Genomic DNA, 15,429 nt, shown 5'->3' on the forward strand with positions numbered 1-15,429 from the left:
ATGCCGCTTTTGGCAGTCGCGCCTCTTGCGCTGCGGTCCGGCCGGCCCCAAGTTGGCCGGACCGCGCTTGCGTTACAAGCGCACTCCACGTCAGCCAATAGGTGCCGTTGAAATGGATAACCGAACCAAAGCATTGAATCTGGTGCCGATGGTGGTCGAGCAGACCAGCCGCGGCGAACGCGCCTACGACATCTATTCGCGCCTGCTCAAGGAGCGCGTGATTTTCCTCGTCGGCGGCGTCGACGACCATGTCGCCAACGTGATCGTGGCCCAGATGCTGTTCCTGGAAGCCGAAAATCCCGAAAAGGACATCAGCCTCTACATCAACTCGCCGGGCGGCGTGGTCACCGCCGGCATGGCGATCTACGACACCATGCAGTACATCAAGCCGGACGTGAGCACGATCTGCGTCGGCCAGGCCGCCAGCATGGGCGCGCTGCTGCTCGCCGCGGGCGCGCCGGGCAAGCGTTACGCCCTTCCGAACTCGCGGGTGATGATCCACCAGCCGCTCGGTGGCTTCCAGGGTCAGGCGACGGACATCGACATCCACGCCCGCGAGATCCTGACCCTGCGTCAGCGCCTCAACGAGATCCTGTCCAAGCACACCGGCCAGGCGCTGGAGACGATCGCGCGCGACACCGAGCGCGACAACTTCAAGAGCGCCGAAGCCTCGCGCGAATACGGCCTGATCGACCAGGTCCTCGAGCGCCGTCCGGACGATTCGGTTCAGGCCGCCTGACCGTTCGCCAAGACGCGCAAACCCTTGATCGCACTGGATAACCGTCGTCAGTCCCGTCCGCAGGGCGGGGCCTGGGGGTGTGTTATTCTCGGGCTGCGATAGCCGAACCGGCCATTCAGGCGCTTGCCGAGATGGCCGTTCGGGAATATGAGTACGACTGAGCACCAACGGGCCAAAGCATGACCGACGATCGACAAGGACGCAGCACGGGCGACAGCAACAAGATCCTGTATTGCTCGTTCTGCGGTAAAAGCCAGCATGAGGTCCGCAAGCTGATTGCGGGCCCGAGCGTCTTCATCTGCGATGAATGCGTCGAGCTGTGCAACGACATCATCCGCGAGGAGCTCGAGGAGAAGGCGCAGTCGGCCCGCAGCCACCTGCCGAAGCCGCGCGAGATTCTCGAGGTGCTCGACCAGTACGTGATCGGCCAGCAGCGCGCCAAGCGCACCCTGGCGGTGGCCGTATACAACCATTACAAGCGCATCGAGAGCCGGCAGAAGAACGACGACGTCGAACTGTCGAAGTCGAACATCCTGCTGGTCGGCCCGACCGGTTCGGGCAAGACGCTGCTGGCCGAAACGCTGGCGCGCCTGCTCAACGTGCCGTTCACGATCGCCGACGCCACCACCCTGACCGAAGCCGGTTACGTGGGCGAAGACGTCGAGAACATCATCCAGAAGCTGCTGCAGAAGTGCGACTACGACGTCGAGAAGGCGCAGCAGGGCATCGTCTACATCGACGAAATCGACAAGATCTCGCGCAAGAGCGACAACCCGTCGATCACCCGCGACGTCTCCGGCGAAGGCGTGCAGCAGGCGCTGCTGAAGCTGATCGAAGGCACCATCGCCAGCGTGCCGCCGCAGGGCGGGCGCAAGCATCCGCAGCAGGAATTTCTGCAGGTCGACACGCGCAACATCCTGTTCGTGGTCGGCGGCGCGTTCGCCGGCCTGGACAAGATCATCCAGCAGCGCAGCACCGAGGCCGGCGGCATCGGCTTCGGCGCCAAGGTCAAGAGCAGCGAGCGCAAGATCGACATCGGCCGGATCCTGGCCGAGGTCGAGCCGGAAGACCTGATCAAGTTCGGCCTGATCCCCGAGTTCGTCGGCCGCCTGCCGGTGGTCGCCACGCTCGAGGAGCTCGACGAAGCCGCGCTGATCTCGATCCTGACCGAGCCGAAGAACGCGATCACCAAGCAGTTCCGCAAGCTGTTCGAGATGGAGAGCGTCGAGCTCGAATTCCGTCCCGACGCGCTCGCGGCGATCGCCCGCCGCGCGCTCAAGCGCAAGACCGGCGCGCGCGGCCTGCGCACCATCGTCGAGTCGGTCCTGCTGGACACGATGTACGAGCTGCCTTCGCTGGAAAACGTCAGCAAGGTGGTCGTCGACGAGTCGGTGATCGAGCACAAGTCCGAGCCGTACCTGATCTACCAGACGCCTCCGGCGCAGCCGAAAGTGGCCGCCGCCGAGTGAACCCCGAACGCCCCGGCCCTGCCGGGGCGTTCGCCATCCGGGGCCGGTAACGGCCGGCCTGAGCGGCGCGGCGCACGCCGCGGTCGTTCACTGGATGGGGGCTGAGGCCGGCCGCCTCTCGAATCCGGTCCGCCCGGCGCAGGCGCTCCCGCCCGCGCGTATCCCGCTGGTGACTCCTGCGCAGGCCGTCAGGGCCCGCGGCGTCGCAGGCCGGCCGCCGGCAGGGCGCTCGCCCGGAACCGCGCCGGTAGCCCCAGCAAGCCCCAGGCCGCTCCCAGGTCGCTCCCAGGCCTCGGTCCCGAGCCGGGCCGGTCCGATCCGTTGGCCCGGGCAGCGTCTGTTCGGCTCTGGCGCCGCCTCGTCGCGGCTGAGGGGCGCGGCGATTCCAGCAGTGGGGTGGGGCGCGGCCGCCCCGCGGCGACGGATTCCGTGCATCCGGGTCATGGCATGTCAGTGGTTTGTGATACTGAACGCTTGGCTGGAACGTAGAGTGCCGTATTCGCTTCAATGTCTTGATTGGCAAGGGTTTGGCGCATGCCGGCGAGGTTGGGACCAATGTCGTGCTTGCATCGTTCGGGCGCCAACCCCATAAATCGGGCGTGGCCGCCGTAGTGGCTGCCTAACGCTTACATCTGGAGTCCGCATGTCCGACCGTACCGAACACGAAATCCTGCAACTGCCGGTGCTGCCGCTGCGCGACGTGGTCGTGTTTCCGCACATGGTGATCCCGCTGTTCGTCGGCCGCGACAAGTCCATCCGCGCCCTCGATCTGGCGATGGAGTCCGACAAGCGCATCCTGCTGGTCGCGCAGAAATCCGCCGAGACCGACGATCCGGTCGCCGAGGATCTGTACGAGATCGGCACGCTCGCGCAGGTGCTGCAGCTGCTCAAACTGCCCGACGGCACCATCAAGGTCCTGGTCGAGGGCGTGTCGCGGGTCAAGGTCGGCGACGTCCTCGAACGCGACGGCGCGCTGTCCGGCCAGGCCGAACTGGTCGAGCCGGTGATCGATCGCGAAGAACGCGAAGTCGAGGCGATCGCGCGCTCGCTGATGGGCCTGTTCGAGCAGTACGTCAAGACCAACCGCAAGCTGCCGCCGGAGCTGATGCAGACCCTGGCCGGCATCGACGAGCCCGGCCGTCTGGCCGACACCGTCGCCGCCCACCTGGGCGTGCGCATCGGCGACAAGCAGAAGCTGCTCGAGACCCATGCCATCGGCGCGCGCCTGGAACAGCTGGTCGGCCTGGTCGACGGCGAAATCGACGTGCAGCAGCTGGAGAAGCGCATCCGCGGCCGGGTCAAGTCGCAGATGGAGAAGAGCCAGCGCGAGTACTACCTCAATGAGCAGATGAAGGCGATCCAGAAGGAGCTCGGCGAGATCGACGACGCGCCCAACGACGTCGACGAGCTCGCGCGCAAGATCGCCGAGGCCGGCATGCCCAAGCCGGTGGAAACCAAGGCCAAGGCCGAACTCAACAAGCTCAAGCAGATGTCGCCGATGTCGGCCGAGGCCGCGGTGGTGCGCAACTACCTCGACTGGCTGCTCGGCGTGCCGTGGAAGAAGCGCAGCAAGATCCGCAAGGACCTCAAGGCCGCGCAGGACGTGCTCGACGCCGACCACTTCGGCCTGGAGAAGGTCAAGGAACGCATCCTCGAATACCTCGCCGTGCAGACCCGGGTCAAGAACATGAAGGGCGCGATCCTGTGCCTGGTCGGTCCGCCCGGCGTGGGCAAGACCTCGCTGGGGCAGAGCATCGCCAAGGCGACCAACCGCAAGTTCGTGCGCATGTCGCTAGGCGGCGTGCGCGACGAGGCCGAGATCCGCGGCCACCGCCGGACTTACGTCGGCTCGATGCCGGGCCGCATCGTTCAGAACCTCAACAAGGTCGGCAGCAAGAACCCGCTGTTCGTGCTCGACGAAATCGACAAGATGTCGATGGACTTCCGCGGCGACCCGTCCTCGGCGCTGCTCGAAGTGCTCGACCCGGAACAGAACAACGCCTTCAACGATCACTACCTCGAAGTCGACCTCGACCTGAGCGAGGTGATGTTCGTGGCGACCTCTAACTCGCTCAATATTCCCGGCCCGCTGCTGGACCGCATGGAAGTGATCCGGATCCCGGGTTACACCGAGGAGGAAAAGCTCAACATCGCCATGCGCTATCTGCTGCCCAAGCAGATCAAGGCCAACGGCTTGAAGGCCGAGGAAATCAAGATCGCCGAGTCGGCGGTGCGCGACATCGTGCGCTATTACACCCGCGAATCGGGCGTGCGCAACCTCGAGCGCGAGATCTCCAAGATCTGCCGCAAGGTGGTCAAGGAAATCGCTCTGGCCGGCCCGAAGCTCAAGAAGGGCAAGGACGGTGCGATGAGCATCGGCTCGAAGAATCTCGAGAAGTACCTGGGCGTGCGCCGCTTCGATTTCGGCCGCGCCGAAGAGCAGAACGAGATCGGCCTGGTCACCGGCCTGGCCTGGACCGAAGTCGGCGGCGACCTGCTCCAGGTCGAAGCCACCCTGGTGCCGGGCAAGGGCCAGTTGATCCTGACCGGCCAGCTCGGCGACGTGATGAAGGAGTCCGCGTCGGCGGCTCTGTCGGTGGTGCGTTCGCGCGCCGAACGGCTCGGCATCGATGTCGAGTTCCTGCAGAAGCACGACGTGCACGTGCACGTGCCCGAGGGCGCGACGCCGAAGGACGGCCCGAGCGCGGGCATCGGCATCGCCACCGCCCTGGTGTCGATGCTGACCAAGAACGCGGTCAAGGCCGACGTCGCGATGACCGGCGAAATCACCTTGCGCGGGCGCGTGCTGCCGATCGGCGGGCTCAAGGAAAAACTGCTCGCCGCGCTGCGCGGCGGCATCCGCACCGTGATCATCCCCGAGGAGAACCGCAAGGATCTGTCCGACCTGCCCAAGAGCGTGGTGCAGGGCCTCAAGATCGTGCCCGCGCGTTGGATCGACGAGGTGCTCGACCTCGCGCTCGAACGTCCCATCGCGCCGACGCCGGCCTCCGGCGAAGGCGAGCTGCCGGTGCGCGACGCCGGCAAGACGCCTGCCCAGCCCGACGTCAAGCATTGATCGCGCGCTCGGTCGGCCGTCGGTCGGAAACCTGAAAAAAGCGCTGAAAGCCGCGTCGCTGCTAGCTTTCACGCTTGCGCCCCCAAAATGCCGCTGGTATAACGACCGCAACCGCGCTGCAGGAAATCCCATTCCTGCAGCGCGGCACGCTTGATCGGGACGCACGCCTCGCATGGCGTTGATCCGATTCTCAGAACACGCGGTCCAATCCGCACAGGAGTCAAGAAAATAATGAACAAGGCCGATCTCGTAGGGGCAGTTGCCGAAACCGCCGAGCTGTCGAAGACCGACGCTACCGCCGCCGTCGATGCATTGATCGACGTCGTCACCAAGGCGCTCAAGCAGGGCGACACTGTTACGCTCGTTGGCTTCGGTACCTTCCAGGTGCGCGCGCGCGCCGCCCGCCAGGGTCGCAATCCGAAGACCGGCGAAACGATCAAGATCGCAGCATCGAAGAATCCTTCCTTCAAGGCTGGCAAGGCGCTGAAGGATGCTGTAAACTAAGCAGCTCGCCGGCGGTGCCTGGGGCATCGCCAAGCAGAATCCGGGCACTCGGGTGCTTAGCTCAGCGGTAGAGCGTCTCCTTTACACGGAGAGGGTCGGGGGTTCGAAACCCTCAGCACCCACCAGGCTTGCTGGTCTTTCTGCCGAGACGCCGTCCGAAAGATGAAGTCAGGCAAGACGCGAGTCAGGATTCGGTTGAAAGAGTTCAAAACGCGGAGTGGTAGTTCAGTCGGTTAGAATGCTGGCCTGTCACGCCGGAGGTCGCGGGTTCGAGTCCCGTCCACTCCGCCAGTTTTGCCAAAGGCGCCGGGAACGGCGCCTTTGTTTTATATAAGTGAGAGCATTCGTTTTTTGCGCGATCGCGGCGCGGCGGATGCGGAAAGTTTCAAAACGCGGAGTGGTAGTTCAGTCGGTTAGAATGCTGGCCTGTCACGCCGGAGGTCGCGGGTTCGAGTCCCGTCCACTCCGCCAGTTTTGCGAAGGCGCCGGAAACGGCGCCTTTTTTTATGCCCGCGATTTTGTCGGTTCGGTTTTGTCGCCGACTTTGCGGCGCGACTGTCGAGGCGTTCGAGCCGGTGCGCTCGGGCCGGCGCGCGGCCCCTCGCCGAAATCGACCGGCGCCGCCGAGGGCCGCCCGCGAGCGGCCCGCCCGGGGCGGGCAGTCTCGCGCCGCGCCCTGCGCTCCAACGCCCTGTGGGCCTCGACCCGGCCCGCCGGGGCCCGCCGGAGTGCGACCGCCGTCGCCCCATCCGCCTGGGGCCCGGAACCGCGCTAAACTGTCCGGCTTACGACTGAACGCGACTCGGACATGCTGCAGACACTTCGCGACAAGACCTCGGGCTGGATCGCCACCGTGATCCTCGGCTTGCTGATCATTCCCTTCGCCTTCGTCGGCATCGAGCAATACCTCGTGCAGCGCGTCGACAGCTCGGTCGCGCGGATCGACATGGCCCCGTCGTGGTGGCGTACGGCGCCGTCGTGGTGGCCGGCCTCGATGCTGTGGAAGCACGAGACGATCGACGCGCAGGAATTCAATGCGCGCTTCCAGCAGGAACGCGACCGCCGCCGCGCCGCCGAAGGCGAAGCCTTCGATGCGCGCGAGTTCGAGAAGCCCGAGAGCAAGCGCGCGGTGCTGGAAACCCTGATCGACGAGCGCGTGCGCAAGCTCGCAGCCGAAGTCGACGGCCTGGCGGTCAGCGATGCGCTGGTCATCAAGACCATCCAGGCGGTTCCGGAATTTCAGGACAGCACCGGCAAGTTCAACCAGGAGCGCTACGTGCTCGGCCTGCAGATGCGCCAGCCGGCGCAGACCCCGACCGAGTTCGAACAGTTCGTGCGCGACCGCCTGATGGAATCGTTGCTGACCGGCGGCATCGGCCAGAGCAACTTCCTCACCCACGCCGAAACCGACCGCCTGATCAAGCTGATGGGCGAACGCCGCGACGTCAGCCTGGTGATGCTGCCGGCCCCGACCCCGGACACCGGCGAGGTCAGCGCCGCCGACATCCAGAAGTGGTACGACAGCCATCCCAAGGATTTCCGCGCGCCCGAAAGCGTCAACCTCGAATACGTCGAGATCGACGGCGCGACCCTGCCGCCGCCGCCGCCGCCGACCGAGAAGGCGCTGCAGGACCGCTACGAAGCCGAGAAGAACCGCTTCATCGCCCAGGAACAGCGCCTGATCTCGCACATCCAAGTCAACGTCGCCGCCGACGCCGATGCCGCGGCGCAGAAGGCCGCCGAGCAGAAGGCCGCGCAACTCGCGGCCCAAGCCAAGGCCGCCGGCGCCGATTTCGCCGCGCTCGCCCGCGCCAACAGCGACGACCTCGGCTCCAAGGCCGCCGGCGGCGAACTGGGCTGGGTCAGCAAGGGCGATATCCCGGGTGCGTTCGAAGACGCCGCGTTCAAGCTCAAGGTCGGCGAAGTCAGTGCGCCGGTGAAGGACGACAGCGGCTGGCACGTGATCGTGGTGCGCGAGGTCAAGAGCGGCGACCAGCAGCCGTTCGCGCTGGTCCGCGACGCGCTGCTGCGCGAGGAGACCGAAGCCAGCCGCGAGCGCAACTTCAACGATTTCTCGGCCAAGCTGGTCGACCTGGTGTACAAGAACCCGACCTCGCTCGACGGCCCGGCCAAGGCGATGAACCTGCCGGTACAGAAGATCGGGCCGGTCACCCGCGACGCCGCCGCCAACAGCGGCATCGGCGCCAACCCGGCGGTGATCCGCGCCGCGTTCTCCGATGCGCGCCTGCAGGACAACACGGTCAGCGACCCGATCGACATCGGCCAGGAGCACAGCGTGCTGATCCGGGTCGTCTCGCACACGCCGGAACGCGCGCTGCCGCTGGCCCAGGTCCGCGACAAGGTGATCGCCGCGGTGCGCGCCGACCGCGGCATCAAGGCCGCGCAGAAGGAAGCCGACGCTTTGGTCGCGCGCATCAACGGCGGCGAAGCCATCGCCGCGGTCGCCGCCTCCAAGCAGCTGACCGCGCCGGAAACGATCCCGGACGTCGCCCGCGGCATGCCGCTGCCGACCCCGGAAGTCAGCGAGGCCATCTTCGCCCTCAAGGCTCCGGCCGAAGGCAAGGTCGCCGCCGGCAAGGCCGCGCTCGAGGACGGCCGCGTAGTCCTGTTCGCGGTCAACAAGGTCAAGCCGGGCAGCAAGTCGGACATCCCGGCGGCCCAGCTCGACATGCTGCGCACCCAGATCTCGCAGATGGGCGGTTACGAAGAAAGCCGCGAACTGACCAAGGCGCTGCGCAAGCGCGTGCAGATCAAGGTGATCGAAGAAAACCTGCGCTGATCGTTACCGGCGCGCAGACGAGAAGGCCCGGCATTGCCGGGCCTTTTTTTGCCTGGTCGAATCGTAAAAGGCCGATCGCGACCGCCGGCATCGCGGCGCCGATGCGCGGCGTCGCGATGCGCGCGGCTCAGCCGGCGATCACAAGGGGCCGCGTTCCCAGGGGCCGGTGATCGCGAAGGTGATGCCCGGCGACTGCAGATTGACGAACAAGGTGCGCGCGGCCGGGTCCCAGCAGGCGCCGCAGAATTCGCTGTCGCGGTAATCGCCTTCGGCGACGTGCTTGCCGGCATTGGCGATCTGGGTCGAGGTCAGCTCGGCGTTGTTCTTGCACAGATAGAACGATTCGCCGCCGCGGGTCAGGCCGACCAGGCGCGTGCCCGGGCCGTATTCGTCGGGGCTGCCGGCCGGCGCCGCGTCCGGGTCTTCGCACAGCACCACGCCGCCGCGCGCGTTGACGGTGATGTTGTCGGGATTGTGGGCGGCGAGCTGGTGGCTGCTGACGAACAGCGCGCGCATGCGCTGGGTGAACAGGTCCAGCACCCACACCGCGCCGTTGCCGCGGCCCTTGCGGCCCTGGGCGTCGGTGCCGTTGCTGGTGTCGACGATGAACAGCTTGCCGTAGCTGTACCAGATGCCTTCGCCGCGGCTCATGCGCAGGCCGCCTTCGCTCCAGGCCTGGGCGAACGGGCCGCTGAGGGTGTCGCCGGCGCCGATGTCGGGGAAGCCGCTCGGCGCGGCGATCGAGTCCAGGTCCGGATCGGGAATGTCGACCCATTCGAGCTGGTATTCGGCGCCGATGCTCACCGCGGTGAGGTCGGCGTTGGGCTTGCCGCGCACCCGCGCGGCCTGCAGGCGGCCACCGTGTTCGAGCGAGCCGTGGCAGCCGGCGCGGCGGTTCGGGATGAAACGATAGAAGCCCGACTTGTTGCGGTCGTCTTCGGTCAAATAAACGATGCCGGTGCGCGGATCGATCGCCACCGCTTCGTGGCTGAAGCGGCCCATCTCGACGATCGGGCGGCCGCTGGTGCGTTCGCTGCGCGGGTCGACCTCGAACACGTAACCGTGCTTGTGACCGGTGCTGGACACCGCATTGCTCTTGATCTCCTCGCAGCTCAGCCAGGTGCCCCACGGGGTCGGGCCGCCGGCGCAATTGACCAGGGTGCCGCCGAGGCTCGGCTCGACGCCGCGCCATTCGTCGCCGTGGCGGCCTTCGCCGGGGCGATAGCGCAGAGTGGTGGTGCCGCCGCCGGGCTGGCCGCCGCTGACGGTGCCGGTGTCGTACATGCCGGGCGCGCGGATCGGGCTGGAGCCGGCGCCTCGTTCGTGGTTGCGGATCAGGATCAGTTCGCTGCGGCCGTGGCCGCGCCCGTGCGGATGCTGGGCGCCGCGGCGCGCCGCGACCACGGCCATGCCGTCGTGGCGGTCCGGGCAGACCTGGCCATCGTCCATGCGGTCGCCGCTCCAGGCGAACGAGCGATAGCTGAAGCCGCGCGGCAACTGCAGCAAGGGCAGGCCGGTGCTGAGGTCGGCGACCGGCGCCAGCGCGCCGTAGCGGCTCGGGATGGGGGAAAGCCGGGTCGGATCGGTCGCAGCGGCGGCCTGGCGCGTGTACAACGCGCTCAGGCTGCCCATCGCGCCGATCGCCATGGCGGCGGCGCTGCTCTTGATGACCTGGCGGCGGGAGGGATCGAAAGCATCCATCGTGAAACTCCTGCGGGGCTGGGGTGGGGCGGGGGAACCCTGCACGCTAGGCCGGTGCGGTAACCGGAATATGACAGCGCCGCGTCGGCGCCGGCGGGGCCGCGCGCGCTTGGCTACCATGCGCGCATGAAAAGCAGACTGATCGCCGTGGGCGAGCGAGCGCCGCGCTGGGTCGCGGAAGGCTTCGGCGAATACCAGAAGCGTCTCTCGCATTGGTTGCCGCTGGAGTTGGTCGAGATCGAACCCGGTCTGCGCGGCAAGGGCCGCGACGCCATGCGCGCGACCCAGGACGAAGGCGCGCGGGTGCTCGCCGCTTTGCCGAAGAACGCCTGCGTGGTCGCGCTGGAAGGGCGCGGCCGCCCGTGGACCTCGGAACAGCTCGCGCAACGCCTGGAGCATTGGCGGGGCCAGGGCCGCGACCTGGCGTTCCTGATCGGCGGCCCGGAAGGGCATGCGCCCGAAGTGCTCGCGCGCGCCGACGAACAATGGTCGCTGGGGCCGCTGACGTTGCCGCACATGCTGGTGCGGCTGGTCGCCGCCGAGCAGTTGTACCGGGCCGCCGCGCTGCTGGCGAACCATCCTTATCACCGCGCCTGATCAACGCGCCTGAGGAGCGGATCGAGCATGGGTCTGTGGCTTCGATGCATCCGCAGCCCGGCGCGCGCGGCCACGACACGAATCGTTTTCGACGGCGCTCGTCCCAGGAAAAAGCCCGGGCTTGCGGCCCGGGCTTCGGTTCGACGCGTCTGTGAGAACTATTGATCCAGCTTGAACTCGATCGGCACCCGGCCGCGCGCCTGCACCGGCTGGCCGTTGCTCATCGCCGGCTGGAAGGTCCAGCGGCTCAGCACGACCTTGCGCGCGGCCTGGTCGAGCAGGCGATGGCCGCTGCTGCGTACGATGCTGACCTCGAGCGGCTTGCCGTCGACGCCGACCAGGATCTCCAACTCCACGACCCCGGTCAGGCCTTCGCGCACCGCCTGCGGCGGATAGCTCGGCGGCGGGTTCTTCAGGCTCTGCAGGACCGCGCCGGTCAGGGTCTGCGGCCCGAGGTCGATCTGCGGCGTGGTCCGGGCGACGGTTTCGGCGCCGGCGAAGTCCATCGGTTGCGGGTCGGGGTTGTCGACCACGACCGGCGGGGCTTCGACCGGCTGGACTTGCGGCTGGACGATGGGTTGCTGCTGCTGCGGCCTCCGGACGACCTCGACCAATCTCGGCGGCGGCGGTGGTTCGACCAAGACTTCCTTCTTGCTAAATTCAATCGGGATGATCGGTTCGTCCGGCGCCACCAGCAAACGCGGCGCGCTCAGCGGGACCAGCATCAACATCAGCATCGCCGCGTTGAAGGCGATGGCGCCGGCGTTGGCGGCGATGCGGGTGCCGTCCAATGGCGTGTGGGAGTGAGAGGGAATCGCGCGAACCATGAGCTACCTCCTTGGCTTGTCTGACATCACTGACAACGTTCGGATACCGCCGGCGGGGTCGAGCCACAACAGTGGTGCCGCGTCACAAAAATGCGCCGGCCGATTTTTAGATGCAAGCGCTTCTCGTTTGCGACTTTGGTCGGTCCGCGGCCCGTCCGGCGGCGATCCGCCGGGCGTGAAGGCGAGGGCCGGCCTGAAGAAATCGCCGGAGTTTTCGCTTCGGCGCGGCGTCCGCGCCGATGGTCCGCAGGGCGCTCGGGGCGCGAGAAATGCTGAATGGATGGCAACGCCGCTGCGACGGGCATGTGTTTGGCCACTTGCCGGCCGGCCTTGGCCGAGTTTGCTGCGCGCAAACAGAAGGCCCGCTCGCGCGGGCCTTCCGGGTTAGCTCAGTAGGCGGGGTTCAGTGAGGCCGGCTCAGCGATCGGCTGGCTTCAACGATCCGCCGGATCGGCGCCGTTCTCGGGGTCGCGTTCCAGCCCGCCCTCGTCGGGGTTCGGCGGCTTGCGCGGGTGCGGCTGGCGGGCGTCGTCGGGGTCGCGCGGCTGCGGTTCCGAATAGCCGGGGTTGCGTCCCGGCTTGGGATCCGGCGCCGGCGGCGTGGTCTTGGTCGGCCCGGCCATGCTTACTTGCCCAGCTCGAAGACGACGTCGAGGGTCATCGACAGGGCGTTCTCGCCCGGCGCGATCGGCGTATCGGCCGAGGCCTTCTCCATCCGGCCCATCGCCATCATCGGCATCGGCATCGGCGGCCCGAAGCGCCCGCTCTCGCTGACGCTGACGATCCGGCGGACCTGCATGCCCAGGGTCTTGGCGTACATCTCGGCGCGGGCCTGGGCCTTCTCGATTGCGCTGCGGCGGGCTTCGTCGTAGGCGACGTCCTTTTCCTTGTCGTCGATGTCGAAGCTGGGGCCGTTGATCTGGTTGGCGCCGGTGGCGACCAGGGCGTCGAGGATCTTGCCGAGCTTGGACAGATCGCGCACGACGATGTTGACGTTGTTGCTGGCCTGGTAGCCGGTGATCGCCGGCGGCTGGTTCTCGGCGTAGCGGTATTGCGGGTTGAGGTTGACCCCGCCGGTCTGGACGTCGCGGTCGGCGATGCCGGCGGCCTTGATCGCGGCGACGACCTTGCTCATCTGCTCGGCGTTGGCGCGCATCGCGGCGTTGGCGTCGGCGGCCTGGGTGACCACGCCGGTCGACAGGGTGGCGATGTTCGGCGTGCGGCGCGCCTCGGCCTGGGCCGACACCGACAGCAGGGTGCCGTCGCTGGCGACGTAGGCGGGCGCGGTCTGGGCTTGGGCGGTCATGGCGGTGGCGGCTCCGAAGGCGAGGAAAGCGGCGAGCGCCAGCGGGCGCAACGAAAAGCGGGGGGACGACTGTGGCGACGACCGGGTCATGTGGTGCTCCTTGAAGGACGAGGGCTAGGGTCTTGCTGAACTGGTGAACGAACCGTGATTCGTTGCGGGGTTTGCGAGGCTCGTCGTCGGCTGGCGCTCAGTCAGCGCGGGTTATGCTTTCGGCATGCTCTATCTTGCCTCCAAGTCGCCGCGGCGACGCGAATTGCTGACCCGCCTCGGCCTGGAATTCGGCGTACTCGATCTCGACGTGCCCGAACACCGCCAACCCGACGAACCGGCGCTGGACTACGTCCGCCGCGTCGCCCGCGAGAAAGCCGGCGCCGGCCTGCTGCAGGTGCTCGGCAACCCGACCGCGCTGGTGCTGGGCTCCGACACCGAGGTGGTGCTCGACGACGAGGTGTTCGGCAAGCCGCGCGACGCCGAGGACGCCGCGGCCATGCTGCGCAGGCTGTCAGGGCGCACCCACCAGGTGATTTCGGCGGTGTCGTTGGTCTCGCCCTCGCGCGAGGCGCAGGCGCTGTCGGTCTCGCAGGTCAGCTTCGCCGAGCTCGACGAGGCGACGATCGCGCGCTACGTCGCCAGCGGCGAGCCCGAGGGCAAAGCCGGCGCCTACGCCATCCAGGGCGGCGCCGAAGTCTTCGTGCGGCATCTGGCCGGCAGTTATTCGGGGGTGATGGGGTTGCCGCTGCACGAAACGGCGCGGCTGCTGCGCGAGTTCGGCGTCGGCGGCTAGGCCGCAACGCTTCGTTCGACCGCAGTCCGGCTGCCGTACCGCGTTCCTTCCATCCGACGTTCGCCCGACTTGGGACCTGCCCGCCTCATGACTGAAGAAATCCTGGTCAACGTCACTCCGCGCGAAACCCGCGTCGCCGTCGTCGAGAACGGCATGCTGCAGGAGCTGCACATCGAGCGCGGCTGGCGCCGCGGCGTGGTCGGCAACATCTACAAGGGCAAAGTCCAGCGGGTGATGCCGGGCATGCAGGCGGCGTTCGTCGAGATCGGCCTGGAGCGCGCGGCGTTCCTGCACGCGGCCGACATCGTCAAGCACAACCCGGTCGGCGAAGGCGAGGGCGACGAAGCGCCGCTGCCGCCGACCCCGACCCGGCCGATCGCCGAGCTGCTGCGCGAAGGCCAGGAGATCGTCGTCCAGGTGGTCAAGGACCCGATCGGCAGCAAGGGCGCGCGCCTGACCACCCAGCTCAGCATTCCCTCGCGTTACCTGGTGCTGTTGCCGCGCACCCGCGTGGTCGGGGTGTCGGCGCGGATCGAGGACGAGGGCGAGCGCGCGCGGCTGAAGTCTCTGGTCACCACCCTGGCCCCGGCCGGCGACAACCACGGCTACATCGTCCGCACCAACGCCGAGAGCCAGCCCGAGGAAGCCCTGGCCGAGGACATCGGTTACCTGAGCCGGGCCTGGGCGCTGATCGCCGAGAAGTCGCAGAGCTCGAAGGTCGGCGAACGCGTCTACGAAGACCTGAGCCTGCCGCTGCGCGCGGTGCGCGACCTGATCCGCCGCGACGTCGAGAAGGTCAAGGTCGATTCGCGCGAGACCTGCGAGCGCCTGCGCAGCTTCGCCGCGCAGTACATGCCGGGGCTGGCCGAGAAGATCGAGCACTACACCGGCGCGCGGCCGATCTTCGACCTGTACGGGGTCGAGGACGAGATCCAGCGCGCGCTCGAGAAGGAAGTGCCGCTGAAGTCCGGCGGCTACCTGGTCATCGACCAGACCGAAGCGATGACGACGATCGACGTCAACACCGGCTCGTTCCTGGGTCAACGCAACCTCGAGGAAACCGTTTACCGGACCAACCTCGAGGCGGCGCAGTCGGTCGCCCGGCAACTGCGGCTGCGCAACCTGGGCGGGATCATCATCATCGACTTCATCGACATGACCGACCTGGAGCATCGCCGCCAAGTGCTGCGCCAGCTGGAAAAGGCGCTGACCCGCGATCACGCCAAGACCACGGTCTACGAATTCTCGCCGCTGGGCCTGGTGGAGATGACCCGCAAGCGCACCACCGAGAGCCTGGAGCGCCAGCTCAGCGAGGCCTGCCACGAATGCGGCGGCCGCGGCACCCTGAAGACGCCGGAGACGGTGACCTACGAAATCTTCCGCGAGATCGTCCGCCAGGTGCGCCAGTTCGATGCCGCGCGCCTGCTGGTGATCGCCTCGCCGAAAGTGGTCGCGCGCATCACCGACGAAGAATCCGCCGCGGTGGCCGAACTGGAGGAATTTCTCGGCAAGTCGATCCGCTTCCAGGCCGAGGACCAGTACGCGCAGGAGCAGTTCGATGTGGTTTTACTCTGAAATGCCCGGGACTCGGGGTTCGGGGTTCGCGACTCGCCAATCCGAGCCGAA

12 protein-coding genes and 3 tRNA genes are annotated in these 15,429 nt (G+C 67.4%); 11 read left to right on the plus strand and 4 right to left on the minus strand.

Annotated elements, in window-relative coordinates; genetic code table 11:
• Positions 1-112 precede the first annotated feature (112 nt).
• The 8 genes from clpP to AC6CH2_RS16875 all read left to right on the plus strand — a co-directional run bounded on the left by clpP (position 113) and on the right by AC6CH2_RS16875 (position 8,588).
• Positions 113-739, plus strand: coding sequence for an ATP-dependent Clp endopeptidase proteolytic subunit ClpP (gene clpP, locus AC6CH2_RS16840; RefSeq protein WP_435396371.1), 627 nt, complete (start codon positions 113-115; stop codon positions 737-739).
• Between the two features lie 179 nt (positions 740-918).
• The gene (clpX, locus tag AC6CH2_RS16845) at positions 919-2,208 is read left to right on the plus strand and encodes an ATP-dependent Clp protease ATP-binding subunit ClpX (RefSeq protein WP_031372507.1); all 1,290 of its coding nucleotides are present in this window, start codon (positions 919-921) and stop codon (positions 2,206-2,208) included.
• A gap of 643 nt (positions 2,209-2,851) precedes the next feature.
• A complete protein-coding gene (gene lon, locus AC6CH2_RS16850) occupies positions 2,852-5,284 on the plus strand; it encodes an endopeptidase La (protein WP_435396737.1) in 2,433 nt (810 codons plus the stop codon).
• Between the two features lie 231 nt (positions 5,285-5,515).
• The gene (hbs, locus tag AC6CH2_RS16855) at positions 5,516-5,788 is read left to right on the plus strand and encodes a non-specific DNA-binding protein Hbs (protein ID WP_435396736.1); all 273 of its coding nucleotides are present in this window, start codon (positions 5,516-5,518) and stop codon (positions 5,786-5,788) included.
• A 50-nt stretch (positions 5,789-5,838) separates the two neighbouring features.
• Positions 5,839-5,913 (plus strand) — tRNA-Val (locus AC6CH2_RS16860).
• A gap of 89 nt (positions 5,914-6,002) precedes the next feature.
• A tRNA-Asp gene (locus AC6CH2_RS16865) sits at positions 6,003-6,079 on the plus strand.
• Positions 6,080-6,182: 103 nt separating this feature from the next.
• Positions 6,183-6,259 (plus strand) — tRNA-Asp (locus tag AC6CH2_RS16870).
• A gap of 337 nt (positions 6,260-6,596) precedes the next feature.
• Positions 6,597-8,588: a peptidyl-prolyl cis-trans isomerase gene (locus tag AC6CH2_RS16875; protein ID WP_498270210.1), complete on the plus strand. Its 1,992-nt coding sequence runs from the start codon at positions 6,597-6,599 to the stop codon at positions 8,586-8,588.
• Between the two features lie 138 nt (positions 8,589-8,726).
• Here the strand turns inward: AC6CH2_RS16875 and AC6CH2_RS16880 are convergent, their stop codons facing one another.
• Positions 8,727-10,289, minus strand: a complete 1,563-nt coding sequence (locus tag AC6CH2_RS16880; RefSeq protein ID WP_498270211.1) for an alkaline phosphatase PhoX — start codon at positions 10,287-10,289, stop codon at positions 8,727-8,729.
• A gap of 126 nt (positions 10,290-10,415) precedes the next feature.
• Here AC6CH2_RS16880 and rlmH point away from each other — a divergent pair, with 126 nt between their 5' ends.
• A complete protein-coding gene (rlmH, locus tag AC6CH2_RS16885; RefSeq protein WP_498270212.1) occupies positions 10,416-10,886 on the plus strand; it encodes a 23S rRNA (pseudouridine(1915)-N(3))-methyltransferase RlmH in 471 nt (156 codons plus the stop codon).
• 158 nt (positions 10,887-11,044) lie between these two features.
• Here rlmH and AC6CH2_RS16890 read toward each other — a convergent pair whose 3' ends face one another.
• The 3 genes from AC6CH2_RS16890 to AC6CH2_RS16900 all read right to left on the minus strand — a co-directional run bounded on the left by AC6CH2_RS16890 (position 11,045) and on the right by AC6CH2_RS16900 (position 13,109).
• Positions 11,045-11,713, minus strand: a complete 669-nt coding sequence (locus AC6CH2_RS16890; protein WP_498270213.1) for an energy transducer TonB — start codon at positions 11,711-11,713, stop codon at positions 11,045-11,047.
• 434 nt (positions 11,714-12,147) lie between these two features.
• Entirely contained in the window at positions 12,148-12,336 is a 189-nt protein-coding gene (locus AC6CH2_RS16895) for a hypothetical protein (protein WP_435396731.1), read from the minus strand.
• A 2-nt stretch (positions 12,337-12,338) separates the two neighbouring features.
• The gene (locus AC6CH2_RS16900; RefSeq protein WP_498270214.1) at positions 12,339-13,109 is read right to left on the minus strand and encodes an SIMPL domain-containing protein; all 771 of its coding nucleotides are present in this window, start codon (positions 13,107-13,109) and stop codon (positions 12,339-12,341) included.
• 124 nt (positions 13,110-13,233) lie between these two features.
• On the opposite strand from AC6CH2_RS16900, the gene AC6CH2_RS16905 reads away from it, so the two are divergent.
• Together AC6CH2_RS16905 and rng are read left to right on the plus strand one after the other, a co-directional pair.
• Complete coding sequence (locus AC6CH2_RS16905; protein WP_498270215.1) at positions 13,234-13,803, plus strand: Maf family protein; 570 nt, start codon at positions 13,234-13,236, stop codon at positions 13,801-13,803.
• A gap of 87 nt (positions 13,804-13,890) precedes the next feature.
• Positions 13,891-15,378: a ribonuclease G gene (rng, locus tag AC6CH2_RS16910; protein ID WP_435396728.1), complete on the plus strand. Its 1,488-nt coding sequence runs from the start codon at positions 13,891-13,893 to the stop codon at positions 15,376-15,378.
• Positions 15,379-15,429 lie beyond the last annotated feature (51 nt).

The organism is Lysobacter sp. GQ73 (genome assembly GCF_059758755.1).